This is a genomic window from Xanthomonas sontii, from assembly GCF_040529055.1.
Lineage (GTDB): Bacteria > Pseudomonadota > Gammaproteobacteria > Xanthomonadales > Xanthomonadaceae > Xanthomonas_A > Xanthomonas_A sontii.
In genome coordinates this window covers 3,675,720-3,699,800 of the sequence record NZ_CP132342.1, presented here as the reverse complement: position 1 = coordinate 3,699,800, position 24,081 = coordinate 3,675,720, and the positions used below count along the sequence as shown (strand labels likewise).

Here is a 24,081-nt window from a genome sequence, read left to right as displayed (position 1 = left end):
CAATGAAGTTGACCATCCCCACCTGGCTCACGCTGCTGCGGATCGTGATGATCCCCGTGCTGGTGCTGGTGTTCTATCTGCCGTACACCTGGACCAACTTCGCCTCGGCGGCGATCTTCGGCCTGGCCGCGTTCACCGACTGGCTGGACGGCTGGGTGGCGCGGCGCTACCACCAGTACTCCGCGTTCGGTGCGTTCCTGGATCCGGTGGCCGACAAGCTGATGGTGGCGGTGGCGCTGTTCCTGATCGTGCAGGGCCACCCGACGCCGTGGATGGCGTTCTGGGCGGCGGTGATCGTCGGCCGCGAGATCGCGGTGTCGGCGCTGCGCGAATGGATGGCCGAGATCGGCCAGCGCGCCAAGGTGCGCGTGGCGATGATCGGCAAGATCAAGACCACCGCGCAGATGGTGGCGCTGCTGTGCCTGCTGTACTCGGTGATGCCCGACGGCTCGCCGCCGGAGAGCGTGTGGATGGGCCTGTTCGTCTTCCACGTCGGCGACTGGACCCTGGCGATCGCCGCGATCCTGACCCTGTTGTCGGGCATCCAGTACCTGCATGCGGCCTGGCCGAGCCTGCGCGACGACGAGCGCGCGGCGGTGGCGGAAAAGAACGCGAAAAAAATCGAAGGCAACGGTTGACAGGCTGCGTGGTCCCGGTAGAATTCGCGGCCTCAAGCGGGAATAGCTCAGTTGGTAGAGCGCAACCTTGCCAAGGTTGAGGTCGCGAGTTCGAGTCTCGTTTCCCGCTCCACATTCAGCAGTACCGACATCCAGTGCAGATGCACAGGATGTCCGAAAAAGGGCTTCGGCCCTTTTTTCATGCCCGCATGCCGGCCGAAGCCACGGCGCTCGCCTGACCCGGGGCATGGCGCATCGCCGGTGCGGATGCGCCGTCCCGATTGTCGTGCCAGCCGCGCGGAGGCGAGAACGTCCCGCCTCCCTCACTGCGGCCCCGTTGGCCGAGCATTCGCGACCGTTGCAGCATGGGCCGCGCCGCTGGCGCAGGTTACGCGCTGACGCGGCCCCAGCCCGGCAATTTTTTCCTTCGCGCCTTGCAGGCGCGCGGCTGACTTCACGTCACGCCCACGCGCGCATGCACGCATTGCGTACGCGTCGGTCACAGAACGGGACAGGCCGTCGCCGAAACGTCCGCGGCATCGCGCGCAGCGACGCCGTCCGCCGCATTGCGCTGCGGTTTCGCCGGTACTTGGCACGCGATTTGCGCTGAGTCTCCCACGCCAGGCGATGACGCCCGGCCTCTGCGAGGAGTCGATGATGGATGGCGCAATTCCTTCCCCTACCACCCAAGCGCCACCGCGCGCGTTGGTCGCCGGCGGTGCCGGCTTCGTCGGCGCGCATCTGTGCGAGCGTCTGCTGGACGACGGTTACGACGTCACCGTGCTGGACAACCTGCTGACCGGTTCGCTGGACAACATCGCGCACCTGCTGGCGCGTCCGCGTTTCCGCTTCGTCGCCCACGACGTAGTGCAGCCGTATCAGGCCAAGGTCGACTGGGTGTTCAACCTGGCCTGCTGCGCTTCGCCGGTGCATTACCAAGCGCGTCCGCTGCATACCCTGCAGACCTGCCTGGAAGGTGCGATCAACCTGTTGGAGGTGGCGCGCAGCAATGGCGCGACCATCTTCCAGGCCTCCACCAGCGAGGTCTACGGCGAGCCGGAAGTGCATCCGCAGCGCGAGGACTATCGCGGCGCGGTCAGCCCGATCGGCCCGCGCGCCTGCTACGACGAGGGCAAGCGCTGCGCCGAAGCGGCGTTCTTCGACTATCACCGCCTGTATGCCACCGACATCAAGGTCGGGCGCATCTTCAACACCTACGGGCCGCGCATGCGCAACGACGACGGCCGGGTGGTGTCCAACCTGATCGTGCAGGCGCTGCGCGGGCAACCGCTGACCCTGTACGGCGACGGCAGCCAGACCCGCTCGTTCTGCTACGTCTCCGATCTGGTCGAGGGCATCGTGCAACTGATGCGCAGCCCGCGTGGCTGGACCGGTCCGGTCAACCTCGGCAACCCGCACGAGATCACCGTGGCCGAACTGGCGCAGCGCATCCTCGCGCTGACCGGCTCGTCCTCGCGCATCGTGCGCCGGCCCATCCCCAAGGACGATCCGACCCGGCGTTGTCCGGACATCGGCCTGGCGCGGCGCGAGCTCGGCTGGGAACCGCGGGTGGCGCTGGACGAGGGCCTGCGCAGCACCATCGCCTGGTTCCAGGCGCATCTGCACGACATCCCGGACCTGGAGGTGGAACGTGACTGTGCATGAACTCAGGAGCAGCGCCAGCCGCGCGCAGGCCGGCAAGCGCGTGCTGATCACCGGTGGCGCCGGCTTCGTCGGCTCGCATCTGGCCGACGAACTGCTTGCCCACGGCTACCGGGTGCGGGTGCTGGACAACCTGTGCGCGCAGGTGCACGGCATGCAGGCCGCGCGACCGGCGTATCTCGCGGAGGACGTGGAGCTGATGGTCGGCGACGTCTGCGATCCGGTGGCGGTACGGCTTGCGCTGCGCGATGTGGACGGGGTGTTTCACCTCGCCGCGGCAGTCGGCGTCGGCCAGAGCATGTACCAGATCGCGCACTACACCCATACCAACAATCTCGGCACCGCGGTGCTGCTGGAAGCGCTGGTGGAGCGGCCGGTGCAGCGGCTGGTGGTGGCGTCGAGCATGAGCATCTACGGCGAGGGCGCCTACGTCGATGCCGACGGCACGCCGGTGCCGGTGCGCGAGCGCCCGCTGGCGCAACTGCGCCGCGCGCAGTGGGAGCCGAGCGTGGACGGGCGCCCGCTGCAGCCGGTGCCGACCGACGAACGCAAGCCGGCCGAACCTTCCTCGGTGTACGCGCTGTCCAAGCTGGACCAGGAACGCCTGTGCCTGATCGTCGGCCAGGCGTATGCGATCCCGACCACCGCGTTGCGCTTCTTCAACATCTACGGCACGCGCCAGGCGCTGTCCAATCCCTACACCGGTGTGCTGGCGATCTTCGCGGCGCGGTTGCTCAACCGCAAACCGCCGGTGATCTTCGAGGACGGTGCGCAACGCCGCGATTTCGTCCATGTCAGCGACGTCGCGCGCGCCTGCCGCCTGGCCTACGAATGCGAAAGCGCCGCCGGCCTGGCGCTCAACGTCGGCAGCGGCCAGGCGGTCAGCATCAACGAAGTGGGGCAGCGCATCGCCGCGGCGATGGGCATCGACGATCTGCCGCCGCAGGTCTCCGGCAACTACCGGGTCGGCGACATCCGCCACTGCTTCGCCGATATCGCGCTGGCCCGCGAACGCATCGGCTATGCGCCGCAGGTGGACCTGCAGCAGGGCCTGGAAGAACTGGTGGAGTGGCTGCGCGAGCAGACCGCCGCCGACGGCGTGGAGGCGGCCAATGCCGAGCTGGCGCGGCGGGGGTTGCAGGGATGAGCGCACAGGCACGCGAACGGCTGGCCGAGATCGGCCTGATCGAATGGTTGCGCATCGGCGACGAGGATGCGGTGCATGCGCTGTTGCGCGACATGCGCGAGCTCGGCGTGCGCCGGCTGCGCACCCAGTTCTCCTGGGCCGACTGGCACACCGCCGAAGGCGAGCGCTGGTACGCCTGGCTGATGCCGCTGCTGAGCGCCCACTGCGAGGTGCTGCCGTGCTTCTGCTACACCCCGCCATCGCTGGGGCTGGAGCCGCGCACGGCGTCGCCGCCGCGCGACAGCAAGGCCTTCGCCGATTTCATCGACCAGGTGGTGGGTCGCTTCGGCGCCGGCTTCGAGTGGATCGAACTGTGGAACGAGCCGAACAACCTCAACGACTGGGACTGGCACCTGGACCACGACTGGCAGCGCTTCGCCGAGATGATCGGCCAGGCCGCGCACTGGGCGCACCAGTTGGGCAAGAAGACCCTGCTCGGCGGCATGTGCCCGACCGATCCGAACTGGCTGGCGCTGATGGCGCAGCGTGGGGCGCTGGCGCACATCGACGCGGTCGGCGTGCACGGCTTTCCCGGCACCTGGGATTTCCGCCGCCGGCCGTGGGCGGAGGTGCTCGGCGACGTCCGCGCGGTGCTGGCCGCGCACGGTCTGCAGCCGCAGGTCTGGCTCAGCGAGACCGGGTATTCGACCTGGCGGCATGACGAGATCGAGCAGGTACGGCAGTTGCGCGAGACCCTGGATGCGCCGGTGGAGCGGCTGTACTGGTATGCCGCGCGCGACCTGCACGGCAGCATCAGCCACCAGGACGGTTTCCACGAGGACGAGCGCCACTATCACTTCGGCCTGCGCGACGAGCGCGGCCGCGCCAAGCTGCTGTACCGGCTGTGGGCCGAGCAGGGCTACGACGGCATCCAGGCGCTGGCGTCGCTGCACCACGAGCACGGCGCCAACCTGTCGCGCGCGCCGCGCCCGGACCTCGCGCCGGCGCCGACGGTCGCGCCACGCGCCGACGCGCACGCGCCGATCCACACCCTGCCGCGGTCGCGTGGGCAGGATGCGGTGCTGATCACCGGCGGCGCCGGCTTCATCGGCACCAATCTGGCCGCGCGCCTGCTCGACAGCGGACGCCGGGTCATCGTCTACGACAACCTGTCGCGCCCGGGCGTGGAGCACAACCTGCAGTGGCTGCGTCGCCACTATCCCGGCGAGCGTCTGCAGGTGGAAGTGGGCGACGTGCGCGATCGGCATCTGCTCGGCGATGCAGTGGCGCAGGCGGCGCAGGTGTTCCACCTGGCCGCGCAGGTGGCGGTGACCTCCAGCCTGGAGGATCCGTCGCACGACTTCGAGGTCAACCTGCGCGGCACCTTCAACGTGCTCGAGGCGATCCGCGGCGCGCGGCGCCCGCCGCCGCTGCTGTTCACCTCCACCAACAAGGTCTATGGCGCGCTGGACGACGTCGCTCTGGAAGCCGACGCGCAGCGCTACCAGCCGAGCGATCCGCTGCTGCGCGCGCGCGGCATCGACGAGCGCCGCGCGCTGGATTTCCACAGCCCCTACGGCTGCTCCAAGGGCGGTGCCGACCAGTACGTGCTGGACTATGCGCGCAGCTTCGGCCTGCAGGCGGTGGTGCTGCGGATGAGCTGCATCTACGGCCCGCACCAATGCGGCAACGAAGACCAGGGCTGGGTCGCGCATTTCCTGATCCGCGCGCTGCAGGGGCAGCCGATCACCGTATACGGCGATGGCCGCCAGGTCCGCGATCTGTTGTTCGTGGACGACCTGGTCGAGGCGTTCCTGCAATGCCAGGCGCAGATGCCGCGGCTGTCCGGGCGGGCGTTCAACATGGGCGGCGGCCCCGCCAACGCCGCCAGCCTGCGCGAGGTGCTGCGCCGGATCGAGTCGCTGGTCGGCCATCGCCTGGAACTGGCGCACGCGGCGCCGCGGGTCGGCGACCAGCGTTATTACGTCTCCGACACCCGCGCCTTCGCCGCGGCCACCGGCTGGTCACCTCGCGTCGGCGCCGAGGCCGGCATCGCCCGGCTGCACCGCTGGCTGCACACGCAGGCCGAGCGCGCCGCACCTGTTTCCCCACCGCAACGGAGGATCCACGCCGCATGAACAGCATGCATGCCGCCGTGTTCGAAGGCCCGGGCCGCATCGTCACGCAGCGCCAGTCGCGTCCCGAACCCGCCCCGCAGCAGGTGCGGGTGCGCCTGCAGGGCTGCGGCGTGTGCGCGTCCAATCTGCCGGTGTGGGCCGGCCGGCCCTGGTTCGCCTATCCGTTCGAACCCGGTGCGCCGGGCCACGAAGGCTGGGGCGAGATCGACGCGGTCGGTGCCGAGGTGCAGGGCTGGGCGCCGGGCGACCGAGTCGCGCTATTGTCCGGCCGGGCCTACGCCGAGTACGACCTGGCCGAGACCGATGCGCTGGTGCGGTTGCCGCCGGCGCTGGACGGCCGCGACCTGCCTGGCGAGCCGCTGGCCTGTGCGATGAACATCCTGCGCCGCAGCGACATCCGCCCCGGCCAGACCGTGGCGGTGGTCGGAGTGGGCTTCATCGGCGCGCTGTTGATCCAGTTGGCCACCGGCCTGGGTGCGCAGGTGATCGCGCTGTCGCGGCGCGACTACGCCCTGCAGGTCGCGCGCCAGTGCGGCGCCAGCGCCACGCTGGCCACCGAGGATCGCTACGCGGCGATCGGTGCGGTGCACGAACTCACCGGCGGCAGCGGCTGCCTGCGGGTGATCGAGGCCGCAGGCGAGCAGGTCACCCTGGATATCGCCAGCGCGCTGTGCGGCGAGGGCGGGCGCCTGGTCATCGCCGGCTACCACCAGGACGGCCCGCGCCAGGTCGACATGCAGCAGTGGAACTGGCGCGGCCTGGACGTGGTCAACGCGCACGAACGCGATCCGCGGGTGGCGTTGCGCGGCTTGCAGGAGGCGGTGGAGGCGGTCGCCGACGGGCGCCTGGATCCGTTCCCGCTGTTGACCCATCGCTACGCGCTGGACCAGTTGCCGCAGGCATTCGCGGCAATGGACGCGCGCCCGGATGGGTTCCTCAAAGCCGTGGTGCTGGCATGAACGCGTACGCGCAACCGCGCTGGCGCGCGCCACGGCTGGGCTTCCTCGGGGTCGGCTGGATCGGCCGCGCGCGCATGCGCGCCCTGGCCGACAGCGGGCTCGGCGAGGTGGTGGCGATCGCCGATGCCAGCGCGACGGCGCTGCACGACGCACGCCAAGACGCACCGGCCGCCGACCTGCTGCCCGACCTGGAGGCGCTGCTGGCGCGCGAGGACCTGGACGGCCTGGTCATCGCCACGCCCAGTGGCGCGCACGCGGCGCAGGCCGCCGCGGCCTTGCAGCGCGGCCTGGCGGTGTTCTGCCAGAAGCCGCTGACCCGCACCGCCGCCGAAGCCGAGCAGGTGCTGGCGCTGGCGCGACGCCACGACCGCCTGCTCGCGGTGGATTTCAGCTACCGCTTCGCCAAGGGCATGGCGACGCTGCGCGAGCAGATCGCGCAGGGCGCATTGGGCGAGGTGTTCGCGATCGACCTGCTGTTCCACAACGCCTACGGCCCGGACAAGGACTGGTTCTACGACATCGCCCGTTCCGGTGGCGGCTGCGTGATGGACCTGGGCATCCATCTGCTGGACCTGGCGATGTGGCTCACCGGCAGCGGCGGCCATCACGAGCTGCAGGCGGCACTGTACGCGCAAGGCCGGCCGCTGACCCGGCCGGTGCGGCAGGTGGAGGACTACGCCAGCGCGCAGTGGCGCATGGACAACGGCGCCAGCGTGCGCATGGCCTGCTCGTGGCGGCTGCCGGCCGGTTGCGACGCGGTGATCCAGGCCAACGTGTACGGCACCGGTGGCGGCGCGGCACTGCGCAATGTCGACGGCTCGTTCTTCGACTTCACCGTGGACCGCTTCGACGGCACGCGCTGCGAGCGCCTGGCTTCGCCACCGGACGCCTGGGGCGGGCGCGCCTTGCTGGACTGGGCCGAGCGCCTGGCCACCGACCCCGGTTTCGACCCGGCGGCGCTGCATCTGCTCGAGGTCGCCCGCACCGTGGACGCGCTCTATGGACGCTGAGCGCCCGCTGCGGATCCTGATGACCGCCGACACCGTCGGCGGCGTGTGGCAGTACGCGCTGAGCCTGTGCCGGGTGCTGACCGCGCAGGGCGATCGCGTGGAACTGGCGACGATGGGCGCGACCCCCACGCCGGCGCAGTGGCGCGAGGCCGCGGCGATCCAGGGACTGCGCGTGCATGCCAGCGGCTACCGGCTGCTGTGGATGGACGATCCCTGGGCCGACGTTGCCGCCGCCGGGCGCTGGCTGCAGGCACTGGCGGCGCAGGTGCGTCCGGACGTGGTGCATCTGAACGACTATGCGCACGGCGCCCTGGCGTGGCCTGCGCCGGTGCTGATGACCGCGCATTCCTGCGTCGGCTCCTGGTGGCAGGCGGTGCGCGGCGAGGCGCTGCCGCCGGAGTGGGATCACTACCGCGCGACGGTCGCTGCGGGCCTTGCGGCGGCCGATCACGTGGTCGCGCCGACCCAGGCGATGCTGGCGGCCTTGCGCGCGCAGTATCCGCTGGACGTGCCGTGCAGCGTGATCGCCAATGGCACCGCGCCGCTGTCGCGGCCGGTGCCGGCCAGCGCCAAGCGACCCCTGGTGCTGGCGGCAGGACGGCTGTGGGACGAGGCGAAGAATCTGCGGACGCTGGCCGCGGTGGCGCCGCAGCTGCCGTGGGCGCTGCGCATTGCCGGCGAAGCGGCGCATCCGGACGGCGGCACCGCGGCGATCGCGCCGGCGCTGCGGCTGGGCCAGCTGTCGCCGTCGCGCCTGCGCCGCTGGATGGCCCGCGCCAGCGTGTATGCGCTGCCGGCGCGCTACGAGCCGTTCGGGCTGTCGGCGCTGGAAGCGGCGCAGGCCGGCTGCGCCCTGGTACTGGGCGACATCCCCAGCCTGCGCGAGGTCTGGGGCGATGCGGCGCTGTACGTCGCGCCGGACGACGCACGGGCGCTGACGGCGCAGTTGCAGCGCCTGATCGGCGATCCGCTGCTGCGTCAGCGCATGGCCCGGCGCGCGGTTGCGCAGGCGCGGCACTACACCGCCACCGCCATGGCCGCGGCCTATCGCCAGCGCTATCGGGCGCTGATCGCGCATCGCGGCACGCCCCGCGTTGCCGGACGCGCCGGCCCGCCGGTCCCCTTGCTTTCCTCGATCGGAGTCGGTGCATGAAATTCGTGCTGTTCTATCACTCGCTGGTGTCGGACTGGAACCACGGCAATGCGCATTTCCTGCGCGGCATCGTCGCCGAACTGCAGGCGCGCGGGCACGCGGTGGCGGTGTACGAGCCGCACGACAGCTGGAGCCGTGCGCAACTGCAGGCGGAGGAGGGCGAAGCGCCGTTGCAGGCCTTCGCCGATGCCTTTCCGCAGCTGCGCAGCACGCGCTACGACCTGGCCACGCTGGATCTGACGCAGGTGCTGGATGGTGCCGACGTGGTGCTGGTACACGAATGGAACGCGCCGGCGCTGATCGCGCGGGTCGGCCGCGAGGCGCCTGCCGGATGTCGCGTGTTGTTCCATGACACCCACCACCGCTCGGTCAGCGCCCCCGACGAGATGGCGCAGTTCGACCTGTCCGACTACGACGGCGTACTCGCCTTCGGCGAAGCGGTGCGCCAGCAGTATCTGCGCCATGGCTGGAGCGCGCGCGTGTGGACCTGGCACGAGGCGGCGGATCTGCGCGTGTTCCAGCCGCAGCTCGGGCAGGCGCAGCAGGGCGACCTGCTGTGGATCGGCAACTGGGGCGACGACGAGCGCGCGCAGGAACTGGATACCTTCCTGATCCAGCCGGTGCGGCGCCTGCGCCTTCGCGCGCGCATCCACGGCGTGCGCTATCCGCCGCAGGCCCTGCAGGCGCTGGCCGCGGCCGGCATCGACTATGCCGGCTGGCTGCCCAACCATCGCGCGCCGCAGGCGTTCGCGCATTTCCGCGTCACCGTGCACGTGCCGCGGCGGCCCTACGTGCGCGCCTTGCCCGGCATTCCCACGATCCGCGTGTTCGAGGCGCTGGCCTGCGGCATTCCGCTGGTGTGCGCGCCGTGGGAGGACGCCGAACAGTTGTTCGCGCCCGGCCGCGATTACCTGGTGGCGCGCGACGGTGCGCAGATGCAGCGCCACCTGCACGACGTGCTGCACGACGCCGAGCTGGCCGCGGCGCTGCGCATGCACGGTCTGCACACCATCCGCACCCGCCACAGTTGCGCGCACCGCGTCGACGAACTGCTGGCGGTCCTCGCCGAACTCGACGCGCCCGCCGCGCGCCACGACCACCGGAGCCTCAGTCATGCCTAGCCCGTTGCAGATCGCCTTCTTCGGTTCCAGCCTGGTGTCCTCGTATTGGAACGGGGCGGCCACCTACTACCGCGGCCTGCTGCATGCACTGGCGCAGCGCGGCCACCGCATCCACTTCTTCGAGCCCGATGCGTTCGGGCGCCAGCAGCACCGCGACATCGACGATCCGGAGTGGGCGCAGGTCACCGTGTATCCCGGGGCCGCCGAGGCCGATGCGGCGCGCGCGCTGGAGCAGGCGCGCGGCGCCGACGTGGTGGTCAAGGCCAGCGGCGTCGGCGTGTTCGATGCGTTCCTGGAGCGCGAAGTGCTGGGCCTGCGCTCGCCGCGCACCCAGGTGCTGTTCTGGGACGTGGACGCGCCGGCGACGCTGGAGCGGGTGCAGGCCGATGCGGACGACCCGTTCCGCGCGCAGATCCCGCGCTACGACCTGGTGCTGACCTACGGCGGCGGGCCGCGCGTGGTCTCTGCCTATCGCGCACTGGGCGCGGCCGAATGCGTGCCGATCTACAACGCGCTGGACCCCTCGAGCCACCATCCGTCGCCGGCGCAGCGGGATTTTGCCGCCGACCTGGGCTTCCTCGGCAACCGCCTGCCGGACCGCGAGGCGCGGGTGCGGCAGTTCTTCCTGGAACCGGCGCGGCGCCTGCCTGACGCGAGATTCCTGCTCGGCGGCAGCGGTTGGGACGCAGACCTGCCGGACAACGTGCGCACGCTCGGCCACGTGTCCACGCGCGACCACAACGCCTTCAACTGCAGCGTGCGCATGGTGCTCAACGTCAACCGCGACAGCATGGCGCGCTTCGGCTGGTCGCCGCCGACGCGGGTGTTCGAGGCGGCCGGCGCCGGCGCCTGCCTGATCGTCGATGCCTGGGAAGGGATCGAGGCGTTCCTCGAACCGCAGCGCGAGGTGCTGGTCGCGCACGACAGCGAGCAGGTGGCGCATTACCTGCAACGCATCGACGCCGCGCAGGCGCAGGCGATTGGCGCGCGGGCACGGCAACGCCTGTTGCGCGACCACACCTACACGCACCGTGCGCGCGAGGTGGAAGCCTTGCTGGACGCGCGGCAGCGGGAGGCGGCGTGATGGCCGCGCGCGATATCGTCATCCTCGGCCTGAGCCTGCGCTCGTCCTGGGGCAACGGCCATGCCACCACCTACCGCGGACTGATCGCCGCGCTGCAGGCGCGCGGCGACCGCGTGCTGTTCCTGGAGCGCGACGTGCCTTGGTACGCCGAGCACCAGGATCCGCCGGCGCAGTTGCCGTGCGCGCCGGTGCTGTATGCCAGCCTCGAGGAACTGCAGGATCGGCACGCCGCCGCGATCGCCGCGGCGGACCTGGTGATCGTGGGTTCCTACGTGCCCAACGGCATCGCCGTGGGCACGTGGGTGCAGCAGACCGCGCGCGGCGTGGTCGCGTTCTACGACATCGACACCCCGGTGACCCTGACGGCGCTGCAGCGCGGCGACTGCGCCTACCTGTCGCCGGCGCTGATTCCGCACTATGACCTGTATCTGTCCTTCACCGGCGGCCCGACCCTGCAACGCTTGGAACGCGTCTACGGCGCGCCGCGCGCGGTGCCGCTGTACTGCGCGTTCGATCCGGAGCAATACCGGCCGCAGCCGCAGGCGCATCGTTACGACCTGGGCTACATGGGCACCTACAGCGACGACCGCCAGCCGCCGCTGGAGCGGCTGTTGCTGCAGCCGGCGCTGGCCTGGCCGCAGGGCCGCTTCGTGATCGCCGGTCCGCTGTATCCGCCGCACATCGTCTGGCCGGACAACGTGCAGCGCTGCGCGCACCTGCCGCCGGCGCAGCATATGGACTTCTACAACCAGCAGCGCTTCACCCTCAATCTGACCCGTGCCGACATGGTGCTGGCCGGCTGGTCGCCCAGCGTGCGCCTGTTCGAAGCGGCGGCCTGCGCCACGCCGATCATCTCCGATCCCTGGGAAGGCCTGGAAACGCTGTTCGCGCCTGGCAGGGAAATCCTGATCGCACGGCGTGCGGCCGACGTACTGGGCTGGCTCCGCGAGCTGCCGGAAGCGCAGCGCATGGCGATCGGCGAGGCGGGGCGCCGCCGCGTGCTCGCCGAACACACCGCCGCGCATCGCGCGCAGGCCCTGCACGATGCCCTCGACCGCGTCGCCGACGCGGCGCCATCCACCTCCGCCAGGAGATCCTCGCATGCCCTCGCATGACGCCAAGACCACCACCGATCACGACGAGATCCGCCGCTGGGCCGAGGCGCGCAGCGGCCGTCCGGCCAGCGTGCGCGGCACCGAAGCCGACGAGGATGCCGGCGTGCTGCGCATCCTGTTCCGCGACGATGCGGCGCTGGAAGAAATCAGCTGGGACGACTTCTTCGACAAGTTCGAAGAAGAAGAGCTGGCCTTCCTGTATCAGGAGAAGACCAGCGACGGCAGCCAGAGCCGCTTCTTCAAGTTCGTCAACCGCTGAGCCGCGCTCGGCGCCTTCCCGGGAGACCGCCATGCAATCCGCCGTTCCGTCCCTCGACCCGGTCGATCCGATGCAGGCGCTGGGGCCGTGGTTCCACAACCTGCACCTGCCCGATGGCCGGCAGACCCTGCCGACGCATCCGTACGGCGATTTCCCGGCCTGCAAGTGGCGGCAGATCGCGCCGCATGTCCCGGCCGATCTTCGCGGTTGGCGGGTGCTGGACATCGGCTGCAACGCCGGCTTCTACAGCTTCGAGCTGGCCAGGCGCGGCGCCGAGGTGGTGGCGATCGACATGAATCCGCACTACCTGCGGCAGGCGCAATGGGCAGCGGCGCAGTTCGGGCTGGAGCGCCACGTGCGTTTCCGGCAGATGCAGCTGTATGCGCTGGCGCGCGAAGCCGAGCAGTACGACCTGGTGTGGATGATGGGCGTGCTGTACCACCTGCGGCATCCGCTGCTGGCCCTGGACATCGTGCGTCGCCTGTGTCGCCGCATGCTGGTGTTGCAGACCATGACCATGCCCGGCGAGGAGGTCTATCCGGCGCCGCGCGACATCGGCATGCTAGAGCGCGGGCGCATGTGCGAGCCCGGCTGGCCGAAGATGGCCTTCATCGAGCATCGCCTGGCCGACGATCCCACCAACTGGTGGGCACCGAACCATGCCGGCGTGGAAGCCATGCTGCGCAGCGCGGGGTTCGCGGTGGACGCGCGCATCGCCGAGGAAACCTACCTATGCCGGCCGCAGCAGCGGCCGCCCGGCCAGGTCGCACCGATCGAAGAGGAACTGCGCGCGGCCTGCGGCCTGGACTGATCCGCCCGGCCGCGCACTGACCGCCGTGGCTGCAGATCGCCCGGCAGGGCGCGCCGCGACGGCGCGCCCTGCCGCGCTCAGTTGACGTCACGGTCGCCGCGCGACATCAGGTTGTAGATGGTACGCACGCTGATGCCCAGGCTGCGCGCCGCCGCGGACTTGTCGCCGCCGGTGATGCGCAGGGTGCGCACCAGCATCTCCTGTTCGATCTGCTTCAGCGGCGTGCCCACGCGGAACGTCACCGCGTCGCCGGTGTTGCCGCAGTGGCAAGGCACGTCTTGCGCCATGGGCACCTCGCCGTGCAGCAGCGGCTCGATGGTCACCACCTCGCCGTCGGCACGGTAATAGCCGCGCGTCACTGCGCTGGAGAGTTCGCGCACGTTGCCCGGCCAACGGTGCCGTCCCAGCACGGTCCGCGAGAACGTGTCGAACTGCTTGCTGGTCCCATAGCGACGATTGAGCGTGTCCAGCAGCGTGTCGGCGATCAGGTGCACGTCGTCGCCGCGCTCGCGCAGCGGCGGCAACTCGATGACGTACTGCGACAGCCGGTAATACAGGTCGCGGCGCAAGGTGCTGGCCTCGCCCAGCAGGTCGCGGTGGGTGGCGGCGACGATGCGCACGTCGAGGCGGACTTCCGCGTCGCTGCCGACGCGGGTGATCGCGCCGGTTTCCAGGCAACGCAGCAGGTACACCTGCAGTTCCGGCGCCATCTCGCCGATCTCGTCCAGGAACAGCGTGCCGCCCTGCGCCTGTTCGAAATAGCCGGCGTGGCGCTGGTTGGCGCCGGTGAAGCTGCCGCGCTCGTGGCCGAACAGCTGGCTGGCGAGCAGTTCCGGCGGAATCGCGCCGCAGTTCACCGCGACCAGGCGCCCGCTGCGGCCGCTGGCCTCGTGGATGGCCTTGGCCAGCAGTTCCTTGCCGGTGCCGGTTTCGCCGGCGACCAACACCGAGATGTCCAACGGCGCGACGCGGGCGATGTCGCGCTGCACGCGCGCGATCGCCGCGCATTCGCCGACCAGGCCGAAGCGTGCCATCCCGCGCCGCGGCGGCAGGCGGCACAGGATCTGATCGAGCAGGCCGTCGAACTGCGTCCACGGCAGCGGCCGCTGCAGCAGCTCCACGCTGTCGCCGGCCAGCCCGCGCCATTTCGGCATCTGCGCCTCGGTGGCCAGCAGCACCACGCGCGCGTCCGAGCGGCCGGCCAGGCCGTTGATCAGGTCCATCGCCGCGCCGCGCTCGGCGTCGCCGTCGAGCAGCAGCAGGTCGGCGCGTTGTTGCTGCAGCCAGTGCCGCGCGTGTTCGAGCGAGGGCAGGCGGGTCAGCGCCAGGCCGCGGCGCTGGGAGAAGGTGGACACATGGTCCGACAACGAACTGTTGCCATCCACGATCGCAAGCAGGGGTTTGGTCATGCGGGTTGTACTCCGCGAATCAGGTCATTCCATCGTCCTCCGCATGTGTGAGCGCAAGGCGAAAACGTCCTGATTCGAGCCCTCATCATGCTGAAGCGGATTCGGGTCGCTTCAGCAATGTGTGCAACGCGCGTGTCCATGGAGCAGCTCTGCAGCACCGCCTGTGCGCGACGCCGTATCCTGCCTGCGGCATCCGGCACATTCCCGACCGCGCGCGGCTGCGCTCAATGCATGCGCTCGGGTGGCAACGGACCGCGCAGCAGGGCATCGACGCTGACGAAGCGCCGCTGCTGCGCGACATCCAGTCGCCGCAATGCGTCCTGCCCATCCAGGTACAGCCATTCGATGACGTCGTCGGCGCCGATCAGGACCGGCACTTCGTCCGGCAGTGCGGGCACTGCAGGTGCCTCGGTGAGCAGTGAGAAGCAGGAGAGATGAAAGCCCTCCTGGGTCTGCATGCTGCTGCGCAACCCGGCGGCGAACAGCGGACCCGGGTCTTCGCAGATCCAGGGGCCGCCACGCGCGGCGTCGGCGCTGCGGAAGCCGGCGATCGGCACCAGGCAGCGCTGCGTTTCCCACACCGCGGTCTGCGCGCCCTGCCAGGCGCGTTCGCGACGTTCGCTGGTGATCAGCGGATCCTGCGGCGCATCGCGGCGCCCGAACAGGGCGCGCTCGTTGCGCACTTCGCCGCCCCACAGCACCAGGATCTGCGCTTGCTGGCCGGCAGCGATCTCGCTGGTACGTCCGGCGGTGACGGGATCCTGCACCGGCCAGGCGGGCAGGCGGGATTGCAGAAAGCTGAGGATCATCGCGGTGCGGCCGAAAGCGGATGCCTTGTGGACGCAGGACGCGTGCCAGCATCTTCTTCTTCCCTCCCAGTGCGTCGTTGCGCCCTGCGCCGCGCAGCCAGCGGCGCGCGCCAGCGAAAGTTTTTCAGTCGCGCAGCTTTTGCGCGCCTACCGCAGCAGCGTGACCAGCAGGCAGGCGCCGGCGGCGAAGGTCACCGTCACGGCGATCCAGCCGAGCGCGTTGGTGAGGCGGCTGTTGACGCGGCCGCGCATCAGCGTGCGGTCGTTGCTCATCCGCATCATCAGCAACAGCAACGGCGGGACCGTCATGCCTTGCACGATGCCAGACAGCACCAGCGCCTTCATCGGGTTGACGCCGAGGAAGTTCAGCCCCACCGCGATCGCCGTGACCAGCGCGATGGTCGCGTAGAACAGCTTCGCCTCGCGCGGCTGTGCGTGCAGGCTGCCCTTGTGGCCGATGCCCTGCACCAGGTCGTAGGCAGCGCCGGTGGTCATCACCGGGACCGCCAGGAAGCCCACCCCGACCACGCCCAGCGCGAACAGCCACTTGGCCGCGGGCCCGGCCAACGGCTCCAGCGCGGCCGCGGCCTGTGCCGCCGTGGCGATCTCGGTCTGGCCGGAGCGGTGCAGGGTGGCGGCGGTGGAGAGCAGGATGAAGTACAGGATGATGTTGGAGAACAGCATGCCCACCAGGACGTCGCGACGGGTGCGGCGCAGTTCGCCGGCGCTGGCGCCCTGGCGCGCGGCCACGCTGCGCCGTCCGGCGGCGATCTGTTCTTCCACTTCCTGGTTGGACTGCCAGGTGAAGATATAGGCCGACAACGAGGTGCCGATGCAGGCGACGATCATCGACAGATACTCCCGGCTGAACTCGGCGTACGGCACCAAGGTGCCGCGCAACACCTGGCGCAGGTCGGGGCGCGCCAGCAGCGCAGCGGCCACGTAGGCGAACAGCGCCAGCGCCAGCCAGCGGAAGATCCGTTTCAGCAGGCGGTAGGACCCGAAGAATTGCAGCAGGAAGATCGCCAGCGCCGCTGCGACCACGATCGCCGGCACCGGCAGCGGGATCAGCAGGTTCAGCGCCGCGCCGATGCCGCCGAGATTGGTCGCCGCTTCGATCACGTTGCCGGCGAAGGCGAACCCGACGGCCGGGTACAGCACCCAGCGCGGATAGCGGTCGCGGATGATCGCGAACAGCCCCTTGCCGGTCACCCGCCCCAGCTTCGCCGACAGGTAGACCACCAGGTACATCATCGGCAACAGCACCGGCGCGATCCACAGGAACGCGAAGCCGTAGCGCGCGCCGGCGCTGGCGTAGGTGCCGATGGCGGACGGATCGTCGTCGGCGGCGCCGGTGACCACGCCGGACCCCAGCAGACGGAACAGCACGCGCCGCCGGGTAGGCGCGGGCTCGGCATGCGCGGCGGGTGGGGTCATCGCGATCGGCAGGTCGGGCGGAACATCGACCCTATGCAGGCCGGTCTAAATGCGGCGTCGGCGGTACTGCGTACGCGAAGTGAAGGCGGGCAGGTGCAGCGCGATCGCGGCGCCTGCGTGGGGCAGGCGATCGCACCGCAAGCCACCAACGCAAATGGGCCGCAGCAAGCGGCCCATGGCGTCGAAACAAGATGGAGGCCTGGGTCGGAATTGAACCGGCGTACGCGGATTTGCAGTCCGCTGCATAACCACTCTGCCACCAGGCCGGTGGACTGACGTCTCGCCGCAACGCCTGTGGCGTCCGACAAAACAAAGCCCCGCTGCCGGGGCCCTTGCGGCGGGAACCGGACGATGCCTTGCGGCTCTCGTCCAACGCATTGATTCAAAAGATGTTTTTGAACCAGCCCGGCGCACAACGGACTGCATTGTGTACCAAGCTCCCCGGCTTGGCAACCCTGGATTGCGCGCGCGCAGGCGTTGCCGGGATCCTGATGCGCGTCTCGCGTGTGCATGTGGCGTCGCGTCGTCACTGGAATGCCGACCACAGCGCCACGCCAGCGGCCGTAGACAAGCGCCGCATCGTGCGGATCCACGCACGATGGGCGTGCTGCCGCGCTCTAGCATGGCGCCACACCCAAACGAGACATCGCCATGAACCGATGGACACGCTGGAGCGGGACCGCGCTGTGCCTGGCCGCGAGCGCCACCGCCGCCGCGCAGACCTGCGCGCTGCAGACGCAGACGGTGGACCTGCCGTTGGCCTCCAAGGCCACGCCCAAGTTCGCTTACCAGGTGCGGGTGCAGCTCGGCAGCGATGCCGACGGCCGCAGCAAGGGGAGTCAGGTGCTGGAGGTGGATACCGGTTCCACCGGCGTTGTGGTGCCGCTGAGCGACGCGTTGCGCAGTGCCTGGGACGCGTCCAGCACGCCCGGCCACATCTTTTACTCGAGCGACAGCAAATATCACCCCGGCAAGTACGTGGACGTGCCGATGCAACTCGGTGTCTCGCCCGACGGCAAACGCGCCGCCGCGCGGGTGGACCGCATCACCGTGCTGGCCGCGCAGTGCACCTGCGATGTCGCCAGCGTGGCCCGGCCACCCAAGCCGCTGGCACAGGTGCCGGCCACCTGCGCCGGCTACGATGGCAGCCCCGCGTTGAGCAGCAGCACCCAGGTGCTGCGCAACTGCAGCACCATCTCGCCGACCTTCGGCATGATGGGCGTGGGCTATGACCGCGTCGTCGACGCCGCGCGCAATCCGTTCCTCAACCTGGCGCAGATGCGCGCGCAGCGCATGAGCCCCGGTTACATCGTCAGTGCCAAGGGCATCACCCTGGGCGTCAGCCAGCCGGCGCTGAAGGGGTTCGCACTGGTGCCACTGCAGCGCGGCGCCGCCACCGCCGACGCGCCGGGCGACTGGCAAGCGCCCAGTGCCTGCGCCAGCTTTCCCGGCAGCGGCAGCGACTACCGCGTCTGCGGCAAGTTGCTGCCCGATACCGGCGTGTCCTACATGATGCTCAACCCGGTGGTGCCGCCCGCCACGCCCACCAGCCTGCAACAGACCGTGGAGATGGCGGGCCATCCCACGCGCGTGGTGCCGGATGCCACCCAGCTGCGGCTCGACGTCGTCGACGCGAAGGGGCAATCGGTGTTCGGTTACAGCTTTGCGGTCGGCGATGGCAAGGCGGCGACCCCGGACAGCGTGCAGTGGCGCGGTCCGCTGAAGACGCCACCTGCGCAAATCAACAGCGGCCGTCACCTGCTCGCCGCGGGCGACTACGCCTACGACGCGGCCTGCGGGCATGCGGGTTTCAGGGCGACGCAACCGGGCGATTGAGGGGCTGCGTCGCGCCCGCAGTCGCCGGTTGCCGGTGGCAGACCTGTCTGCCTGGCATGCAATGCCGCCAGCGGCACCCGAGGCGCAGCCTGCGCATCGACCTGCAGCAGACGCGGGCGCGATGGCACAGGCTGCCATCGCGCCCGCGCTGCCTCATCAGCGATACGTGGCCGTGGCCATGACGCGTCGCTGCTCGCCGTAGTAACAGTTGTCGTAGGCGTCGCAGTTGCTGAGGTAGGTCTTGTCGGCGAGATTGTGCACGTTCAAGGCCAGGCTCCAGCGGTCGCGGTCGTAGCCGAGCAGCGCGTCGAACAGGGTGAACGCCGGCACTTCGGCGCGTGCGGCGTCCAGGTCGCCACGGTTGGCGCCGGTATAGCGCGCGCCCAGGCCGAGCCGGATGCCGCTGTCGAAGCGGTAGTCGGCCCACAGTGCCGCGGCGTGGCGCGACACCGCCGACAGCGGCTTGCCTAGCTCGCGCGGGTTGCTGCTGGCGGTCACTTCCACGGTCGGTGTGCAGCTAACGTGGGTGACATCAGGCGACTCCTTCGCTGCGGCGGCGGACCGATGCGCATGCAAAACGATGTGGGCGGGATCGGTTGCCAGCGGATGCCTTCGAACGGGTTCCAGCTGGTGCTGCCCTTCACCTCGTCCAGGTAGTAGGCGTAGTTGGCGGTCATGCCGACCGGCATTTGCGGGTGATGAGGCGGGGGGGGACGCAGAGAATGGCGCCAGCGCGCGCGATGACGTCGGCTGCGCGTCGTGTCGTCGCGTTGACCTTTGGCGATGTCGGAGGCACCGTATGCGCGGCCTGGCGATGTGGCCTGCAGCAGTGGTCGGCTGTGCCGCCGGGCGTGCGAGGCGAAGGCCGAGGTCTTTGCCGGTCTCGATCCTGCAGTCGACAGGGAGCGTGTGATGGTGTCGAAGGGAATGTCTGCCACGGCGCGCTGCGCGCTGCCGCTGCTCATCGCCGTGTCCGCTGCGCCCGCCGCGGCCAGGGAGATGCTGCAGTGCCCCGAACGCCTGCGCATCGCCGAGGCACAGCTGCAGAGTCCCGACGTGCCAGCCGATGTCCGCGTCGATCTCGCCGCCGCGCCGCCGATGCGGCTGTTCTCCAGCAATGTCTATTCCGGGCCGCCGCGCGAGATGGCTGCGCTGGTGCCGAGCAACGAGGACGCGCGCCGCCCCGGCGATGCGGGCGTGTCGGTCTGGCGCTTCGATGCGCCCGATCCGCATGGCCTCTATCTGGTGTGCGGATACGGGCCTGACGGCAGGGTGCAGGTCTCGCGGCGTGTCGGCGACGTCGCGCGCTGCGAAGCGAAGCCGCTGCGTCCGAGCAGTGCCGATCCGGTTGCCGGCACCTTGTTCGTCTGCGAGTGAGGCCGCGCGATGGCAGCTGCGCGCAAGGCCGTGGCGATCGCCGCGCAGGTGCTGTCCTGGAGCGGCTATGCGTTGGGCATGCTGCTGCTGTATGCCGTGTCCGGTAGCCCGTACGCATGGGTAGACGGTGCCGATCCGCAGTTGTCCTCGGCCAACTTCCAGGACAGCGGCAACGGGCGGTTGGTTGGCCTGTGCGTGCTGGCGGTGCTGGTGCTGTTGCAGGGCGTGCACGCGCTGCTGAGCCGCCGCCGCAGCGTGCGCCTGTGCTGCCTGGTTGCGCTGGCGATCGCCTGCCTGGCCTGGTACTGCTGGAACTGAGCGCAGGCTCCAGGCCGCGTGTCTGCGGGACTGACGCAGGCACGTGAACGCCACGCGGCGCATGCTGCGAGCGATGACGTCCTTGTCGCGCGTGGTGCGGTGCTGCATCGGGAGAACGGTCGTCCAGGACGACAGAGCGGCCGGCGCCGCGTGCATCGACGCGATTCCAGCGGTAAACAGGAAAGTCCTGTTGAAGAGACGAGCGGGGGCGGCGATCCCTACCTTCGGGATTGGGGAGTCGGGATTGGGGATTGGTCGGGGCGGCGCAGTGCGGGCCTGACGGTTTCGCCGGTGGTGGCAAGCAGTGCGCTCGTGCGCGGATCGCGGCCGACCCGCGCCGCAGGCTCAGTCCTGCGGCGTTTGCGCTGCGACTGTCCGCGCCTTGCGCTGCATGCGCAGGCGCACCAGCCAGCCTGCCGCGGCCAGCAGCGCCAGGCCGGCCGCGCACAGGGCGAGCCGATGCTTGTGCACGAACTGGCGTACGGCCTGGCCGCGCTCGATCCACAGGCGCCGCCGCGCGCCCTCGAAATCCGGCGTCTCGCAGGCGCCTACGCCGAACACATAGGCCTTGCCAGGCACCGGATTGAGTGCGCCGTGCGCGACATAGCGCTGGTAGGACCGACGCGCCTGCGCGGGGTCGAGGGTGATCAGCCAGTCGGTCGCCTGGCACAGCGCGGCGGCGTAGGCCTGGCTGCGTGCGGGCAGGTCGTCGGCGGCGCGATCGGCCAGGGCGGCGGCGATCCAGCGGTAGTGGTAGCGGCGGTAAGGCTGCGCGGCGGTGGCGTTCCAGCGCTGCGCTTCGGCGGCGGCGATCAGGCCGCCGGGGCGCAGCTGCGCATGCGCCGTGGCTTCGGCATAGTTGCCTGCGTAGACCCGGTTGTCCGGCCCCAGTTCGTAGCCCAGCAGTTCCATGCCCTGGCGGCGCGCGATCAGGGCGGCCCGGTAATTGCCCTCGGCGCGGCCGATGCCGGTCCAGGCCGATGTGCCTTGCTGCCGCGCATCGCGATAGCGGCGCGCCGCCTCGCGCAATTCGGGCTGGGCGAAGTAGGGCAGCGCCGCGTCGTAACGGCCGTCGCGCATCAGCCGGCGCGCCAGCAGTTCGCGCAGTTTCAGGGCCGGCGTCCGTTCCCAATACTCCTGTGCCGCGTTCGCGGTGGACGGCGGCGTGCCGGGCACGTGGCGATCCACGTAGTCCTGCAGTTCCGGCACGGTGAGGACGCGCTCGGCGACCGCGGCGGCGTCTTCCCAGTAGAGGTCGCCGCTGCGGTACAGCTGTGCGAACGCCTCCACGTAGCTGCCGCGTTGCAGCGCCAGGATCGCCGCTTCGCCCTCGATGCGGCACTGCGGTTTGAGCGTCTCGTTGCTCCAGTCGCCATTGCGGCGCGTGCCCCAGTTCTCGTTCGGCGGAAAGCGCCGGGATGCCTGCGCGTAGGCCTGTGCGGCACGCGCGGCGTCGCCGTCGCGCAGTGCCATCTTGGCGCGCAGCCACCACGCCAGGCCGCTGTCGCTGGCATGCGCGAGCAGGCGCGCGGTGCCGGGGTAATCGCCCTGGCGATAGGCCAGCGCGGCCAGGCGGTCGGCGTCTTCCATCGGATCGCCCGCGGCGTCCTGCAACAGGTTCAGGAAGCGCGCCGAGGTCAGCACGCTGCCGGAGTCGGCATCGAAGGCGTGGCTGTCGCTGAGCAGCCGGGCGATCAACAGCCGCCGCACCGCCTGCTGTCGCAGCAGCGGCGCCAGTTCGGCATCGCTGCGGCGGGCGAGATCGGCGGCCACCTGCTTGAGCGAACTCATGCCGGTGTCCGAGCCCTGTGCCGCCTGCACCGCGTACAGGCCGATCGCGCCGTTCCAGTCGCCGCTGGCGAGCAGCAGACGCGCCTCCTCGCCGAGGCTGGCGATGCCCAGCTCCAGCGGATCGTCGAATCCGGCCAGGCGCAACGTGCGGGTCTGCTGGAAGGCCTGCCGCGCCTGCTGCCGGTACGCCTGCCGCTGCGCCACGGCATCACCGGCCAGCGCGCCGTCGGCGGCCAGCGCCAGGCTGCGTCCCAGCGAATAGGCGGCCCACGTGCTGCGCGCCCGGCGCTGTGCCTCGGGCAGGGCCAGCACCTGGCGAAAGTAGTCCGTTGCCTGTGGATAATGCCTCTGCGCGAACGCCACCGCGCCGGCGGTGTACAGGCGCAGTTCCGGTGGCAGGTCGGCGCCGTCGCGCTCGGCCTGCTGCGCGTCGTCCAGCGCGCGCAGTTGTTCGATCCGGGCGAACCGCGCGGTGCCCACTTGCCGGCGTTCGACGTCGTCGCGCTGCTGCGGGAACTGCGCGCTGGCGTCCCAGTAGCGCGGCAGGGTCGCGGTGCCGGCGCGGCCGAGGCCGTCGATCGGTGCGCCCAGGCGCTGCACTTCGCGAGCGAAGCTGCCTTCGGGTAATTGCGCCAGCGCGCCGGCACGGTCGTCGAGCAGGCGGTACGGGAACTCCGGGCCGCAGGCGCGGGCGCCGCCCAGCGGCAGCAGGAGCAGCATCAGCGCGGCGGCAAGCGTGGCCGCGGGTCGGGGATCACGGCAGGACATCGATGGCACCTGTGTGCAGGCGGCGGCAGCGGACCCAGCCGAGCGCACGGCGTTCTCCGGCGGCCAGGGGGTGGGATGCGCGAGTGCGTTCGAAGCGGGGCGACGGTGCCGGCCATTGCAGCCGGTAATCGCCGAGTGCGTCGCCGGCTTCGCAGGCGCTGCCGCGCAGGACCACGCGCTGCGGCGGCGTGGCGGCGGTCGTGCCATCGTTCGCGAGCGTCAGGTCGTAGACCGGGCCGGTGCCGCTGGCCTGCACCTGCACGGCCGCCTGCAACGGACGTCCGTGCACCACCGCCTGCAGCGTCGCCAGCGGCCAGGCGCGGCGGTCGCCCGGCAGCGGCAGGCGGAACCAGACGATGCCGGCCAGGTGTGGCGGGCGGTGGGCGCGCAGCGCATCGACGAAGGCAGCGAGCTGCTGCGGCGACACCTGCAGTTCGCGGCGTGCGCCGCTCGCCGCCAGCGGTACCTCGCTTTCGATCAGCGGTGCGGCGTCGGCGTCGGTGCCGTCGATCAGGGCGACGCCGTAGGCGGGCAGGGCCAGCCAGAACGGCGTGGCGCTGCGCTGGGCGTAACGGTCGGCCCAGCGTCGCGCCTGCACCGGATCGAACAGGCCGGCCGTCGGTGCATTCACCGCATGCACCTGCAGCACCGAGCTGTCTACCGTGCGCAGTAGCGACGTCAGCGCGGGGCTGTCCAACCAGGCGGGCAGGGCGGTGATGCTCAGCGCCAGGTCGGCCGGCAGCGCGCCGCGCAGTTGCCGCAGCAGGGCGACATAGGCGGGCAGGCGCGCGGTGGCGCAGTCGTGGTCGATCTCCACGCCGCGCAGCGCCACGCCGGCGGCGCGCCAAGTGCGCACCACGTGCAGCACCTCGGCGTCGATGCGCGTCGCGTCCAGTTGCGGCAATTGCCCGTCCAGCCGCACCACCGCGATCACCGGGCGGCCATCGGCGGCGAGCTGCCGCAGATCCACCGCGGCGGGGCCCCAGCCGGCGCGCGGATGCGCCTGCAGCGCGAGTACGCGCAACGTCGAGAAGTCCGCGCGGGTCTGTGCCAGCGCCACCGCGTGCGCGCCACTCCATTGCCGCTGCCAGACGTAGACCTGGTGTTGCAGCGGCGTCGGGGCCGATGCCGCACAGCCACCAAGCAGCAGACTCAGCCCGAGCAGCGCGCAGCGCAGCGACACGACGGCCGGGTCAGGACACGCGCGGCCACACGCGGCCGCAGCGTTGCCACTGCACCTTCGCGCGAGCAGTGTGCGAAGCGTGGCTCATGCGCTGGCGA

Annotated in this window: 22 protein-coding genes and 2 tRNA genes; 16 read left to right on the top strand and 8 right to left on the bottom strand. The window is 70.6% G+C overall.

Annotated features, from left to right (window positions below; genetic code table 11):
* The first annotated feature begins 2 nt into the window (after nt 1–2).
* From pgsA to RAB70_RS15520, 13 genes are all read left to right on the top strand, one after another.
* A complete protein-coding gene (gene pgsA / locus RAB70_RS15580) occupies nt 3–638 on the top strand; it encodes a CDP-diacylglycerol--glycerol-3-phosphate 3-phosphatidyltransferase (RefSeq protein WP_010342633.1) in 636 nt (211 codons plus the stop codon).
* Between the two features lie 36 nt (nt 639–674).
* Nucleotides 675–750: transfer RNA gene (locus RAB70_RS15575), tRNA-Gly, on the top strand.
* Between the two features lie 524 nt (nt 751–1,274).
* Nucleotides 1,275–2,282, top strand: a complete 1,008-nt coding sequence (locus RAB70_RS15570; RefSeq protein ID WP_051067897.1) for a UDP-glucuronic acid decarboxylase family protein — start codon at nt 1,275–1,277, stop codon at nt 2,280–2,282.
* Nucleotides 2,269–3,426 (top strand): NAD(P)-dependent oxidoreductase, encoded by a 1,158-nt coding sequence (locus RAB70_RS15565; RefSeq protein ID WP_223875492.1) that lies wholly within the window; start codon nt 2,269–2,271, stop codon nt 3,424–3,426. The genes RAB70_RS15570 and RAB70_RS15565 overlap by 14 nt, the downstream gene beginning before the upstream one ends.
* Nucleotides 3,423–5,543 carry an NAD-dependent epimerase/dehydratase family protein gene (locus tag RAB70_RS15560; RefSeq protein WP_017917318.1) on the top strand — a complete coding sequence of 707 codons (2,121 nt, stop codon included), beginning with the start codon at nt 3,423–3,425 and terminating at the stop codon, nt 5,541–5,543. The genes RAB70_RS15565 and RAB70_RS15560 overlap by 4 nt, the downstream gene beginning before the upstream one ends.
* Complete coding sequence (locus RAB70_RS15555; RefSeq protein WP_017917319.1) at nt 5,540–6,502, top strand: zinc-binding dehydrogenase; 963 nt, start codon at nt 5,540–5,542, stop codon at nt 6,500–6,502. The genes RAB70_RS15560 and RAB70_RS15555 overlap by 4 nt, the downstream gene beginning before the upstream one ends.
* On the top strand, nt 6,499–7,512 hold the full coding sequence (locus RAB70_RS15550; RefSeq protein ID WP_148828424.1) for a Gfo/Idh/MocA family protein: 1,014 nt from the start codon (nt 6,499–6,501) through the stop codon (nt 7,510–7,512). The genes RAB70_RS15555 and RAB70_RS15550 overlap by 4 nt, the downstream gene beginning before the upstream one ends.
* The gene (locus RAB70_RS15545; protein ID WP_148828423.1) at nt 7,502–8,665 is read left to right on the top strand and encodes a glycosyltransferase family 4 protein; all 1,164 of its coding nucleotides are present in this window, start codon (nt 7,502–7,504) and stop codon (nt 8,663–8,665) included. Before RAB70_RS15550 ends, RAB70_RS15545 begins: the two co-directional genes overlap by 11 nt.
* Nucleotides 8,662–9,786, top strand: a complete 1,125-nt coding sequence (locus RAB70_RS15540; protein ID WP_148828422.1) for a glycosyltransferase — start codon at nt 8,662–8,664, stop codon at nt 9,784–9,786. Before RAB70_RS15545 ends, RAB70_RS15540 begins: the two co-directional genes overlap by 4 nt.
* Nucleotides 9,779–10,870: a glycosyltransferase gene (locus RAB70_RS15535; RefSeq protein WP_170268119.1), complete on the top strand. Its 1,092-nt coding sequence runs from the start codon at nt 9,779–9,781 to the stop codon at nt 10,868–10,870. The genes RAB70_RS15540 and RAB70_RS15535 overlap by 8 nt, the downstream gene beginning before the upstream one ends.
* Nucleotides 10,870–11,985 carry a glycosyltransferase gene (locus RAB70_RS15530; protein WP_148828421.1) on the top strand — a complete coding sequence of 372 codons (1,116 nt, stop codon included), beginning with the start codon at nt 10,870–10,872 and terminating at the stop codon, nt 11,983–11,985. Before RAB70_RS15535 ends, RAB70_RS15530 begins: the two co-directional genes overlap by 1 nt.
* A complete protein-coding gene (locus RAB70_RS15525) occupies nt 11,972–12,244 on the top strand; it encodes a hypothetical protein (protein ID WP_148828420.1) in 273 nt (90 codons plus the stop codon). The genes RAB70_RS15530 and RAB70_RS15525 overlap by 14 nt, the downstream gene beginning before the upstream one ends.
* 31 nt (nt 12,245–12,275) lie before the next feature.
* Entirely contained in the window at nt 12,276–13,055 is a 780-nt protein-coding gene (locus RAB70_RS15520) for a TIGR04290 family methyltransferase (RefSeq protein ID WP_017912651.1), read from the top strand.
* 77 nt (nt 13,056–13,132) lie between these two features.
* Here the strand turns inward: RAB70_RS15520 and RAB70_RS15515 are convergent, their stop codons facing one another.
* The 4 genes from RAB70_RS15515 to RAB70_RS15500 form a co-directional block, all read right to left on the bottom strand.
* Nucleotides 13,133–14,464, bottom strand: coding sequence for a sigma 54-interacting transcriptional regulator (locus tag RAB70_RS15515; RefSeq protein WP_052250950.1), 1,332 nt, complete (start codon nt 14,462–14,464; stop codon nt 13,133–13,135).
* A gap of 224 nt (nt 14,465–14,688) precedes the next feature.
* A complete protein-coding gene (locus RAB70_RS15510) occupies nt 14,689–15,273 on the bottom strand; it encodes an SOS response-associated peptidase family protein (RefSeq protein WP_017917329.1) in 585 nt (194 codons plus the stop codon).
* A gap of 147 nt (nt 15,274–15,420) precedes the next feature.
* Entirely contained in the window at nt 15,421–16,710 is a 1,290-nt protein-coding gene (locus RAB70_RS15505) for an NRAMP family divalent metal transporter (RefSeq protein WP_170268118.1), read from the bottom strand.
* Nucleotides 16,711–16,902: 192 nt separating this feature from the next.
* Nucleotides 16,903–16,976, bottom strand: a tRNA-Cys gene (locus RAB70_RS15500).
* A 385-nt stretch (nt 16,977–17,361) separates the two neighbouring features.
* Here RAB70_RS15500 and RAB70_RS15495 point away from each other — a divergent pair.
* Entirely contained in the window at nt 17,362–18,546 is a 1,185-nt protein-coding gene (locus RAB70_RS15495; RefSeq protein WP_148828419.1) for a hypothetical protein, read from the top strand.
* Nucleotides 18,547–18,702: 156 nt separating this feature from the next.
* On the opposite strand, the gene RAB70_RS15490 is transcribed toward RAB70_RS15495, so the two are convergent.
* Both RAB70_RS15490 and RAB70_RS15485 read right to left on the bottom strand, forming a co-directional pair.
* Nucleotides 18,703–19,044 (bottom strand): TonB-dependent receptor domain-containing protein, encoded by a 342-nt coding sequence (locus RAB70_RS15490; protein WP_225851590.1) that lies wholly within the window; start codon nt 19,042–19,044, stop codon nt 18,703–18,705.
* Nucleotides 19,041–19,223: a hypothetical protein gene (locus RAB70_RS15485; RefSeq protein ID WP_192578921.1), complete on the bottom strand. Its 183-nt coding sequence runs from the start codon at nt 19,221–19,223 to the stop codon at nt 19,041–19,043. The genes RAB70_RS15490 and RAB70_RS15485 overlap by 4 nt, the downstream gene beginning before the upstream one ends.
* A gap of 235 nt (nt 19,224–19,458) precedes the next feature.
* Here RAB70_RS15485 and RAB70_RS15480 point away from each other — a divergent pair, with 235 nt between their 5' ends.
* On the top strand, nt 19,459–19,923 hold the full coding sequence (locus RAB70_RS15480) for an STY0301 family protein (RefSeq protein ID WP_017917332.1): 465 nt from the start codon (nt 19,459–19,461) through the stop codon (nt 19,921–19,923).
* Between the two features lie 9 nt (nt 19,924–19,932).
* Complete coding sequence (locus tag RAB70_RS15475) at nt 19,933–20,241, top strand: hypothetical protein (protein WP_148828416.1); 309 nt, start codon at nt 19,933–19,935, stop codon at nt 20,239–20,241.
* Nucleotides 20,242–20,586: 345 nt separating this feature from the next.
* Here the strand turns inward: RAB70_RS15475 and RAB70_RS15470 are convergent, their stop codons facing one another.
* Together RAB70_RS15470 and RAB70_RS15465 are read right to left on the bottom strand one after the other, a co-directional pair.
* Nucleotides 20,587–22,800, bottom strand: coding sequence for a hypothetical protein (locus RAB70_RS15470; RefSeq protein WP_225851589.1), 2,214 nt, complete (start codon nt 22,798–22,800; stop codon nt 20,587–20,589).
* Nucleotides 22,787–23,983 carry a DUF3142 domain-containing protein gene (locus RAB70_RS15465; RefSeq protein ID WP_265529445.1) on the bottom strand — a complete coding sequence of 399 codons (1,197 nt, stop codon included), beginning with the start codon at nt 23,981–23,983 and terminating at the stop codon, nt 22,787–22,789. Before RAB70_RS15465 ends, RAB70_RS15470 begins: the two co-directional genes overlap by 14 nt.
* Nucleotides 23,984–24,081: the final 98 nt, after the last annotated feature.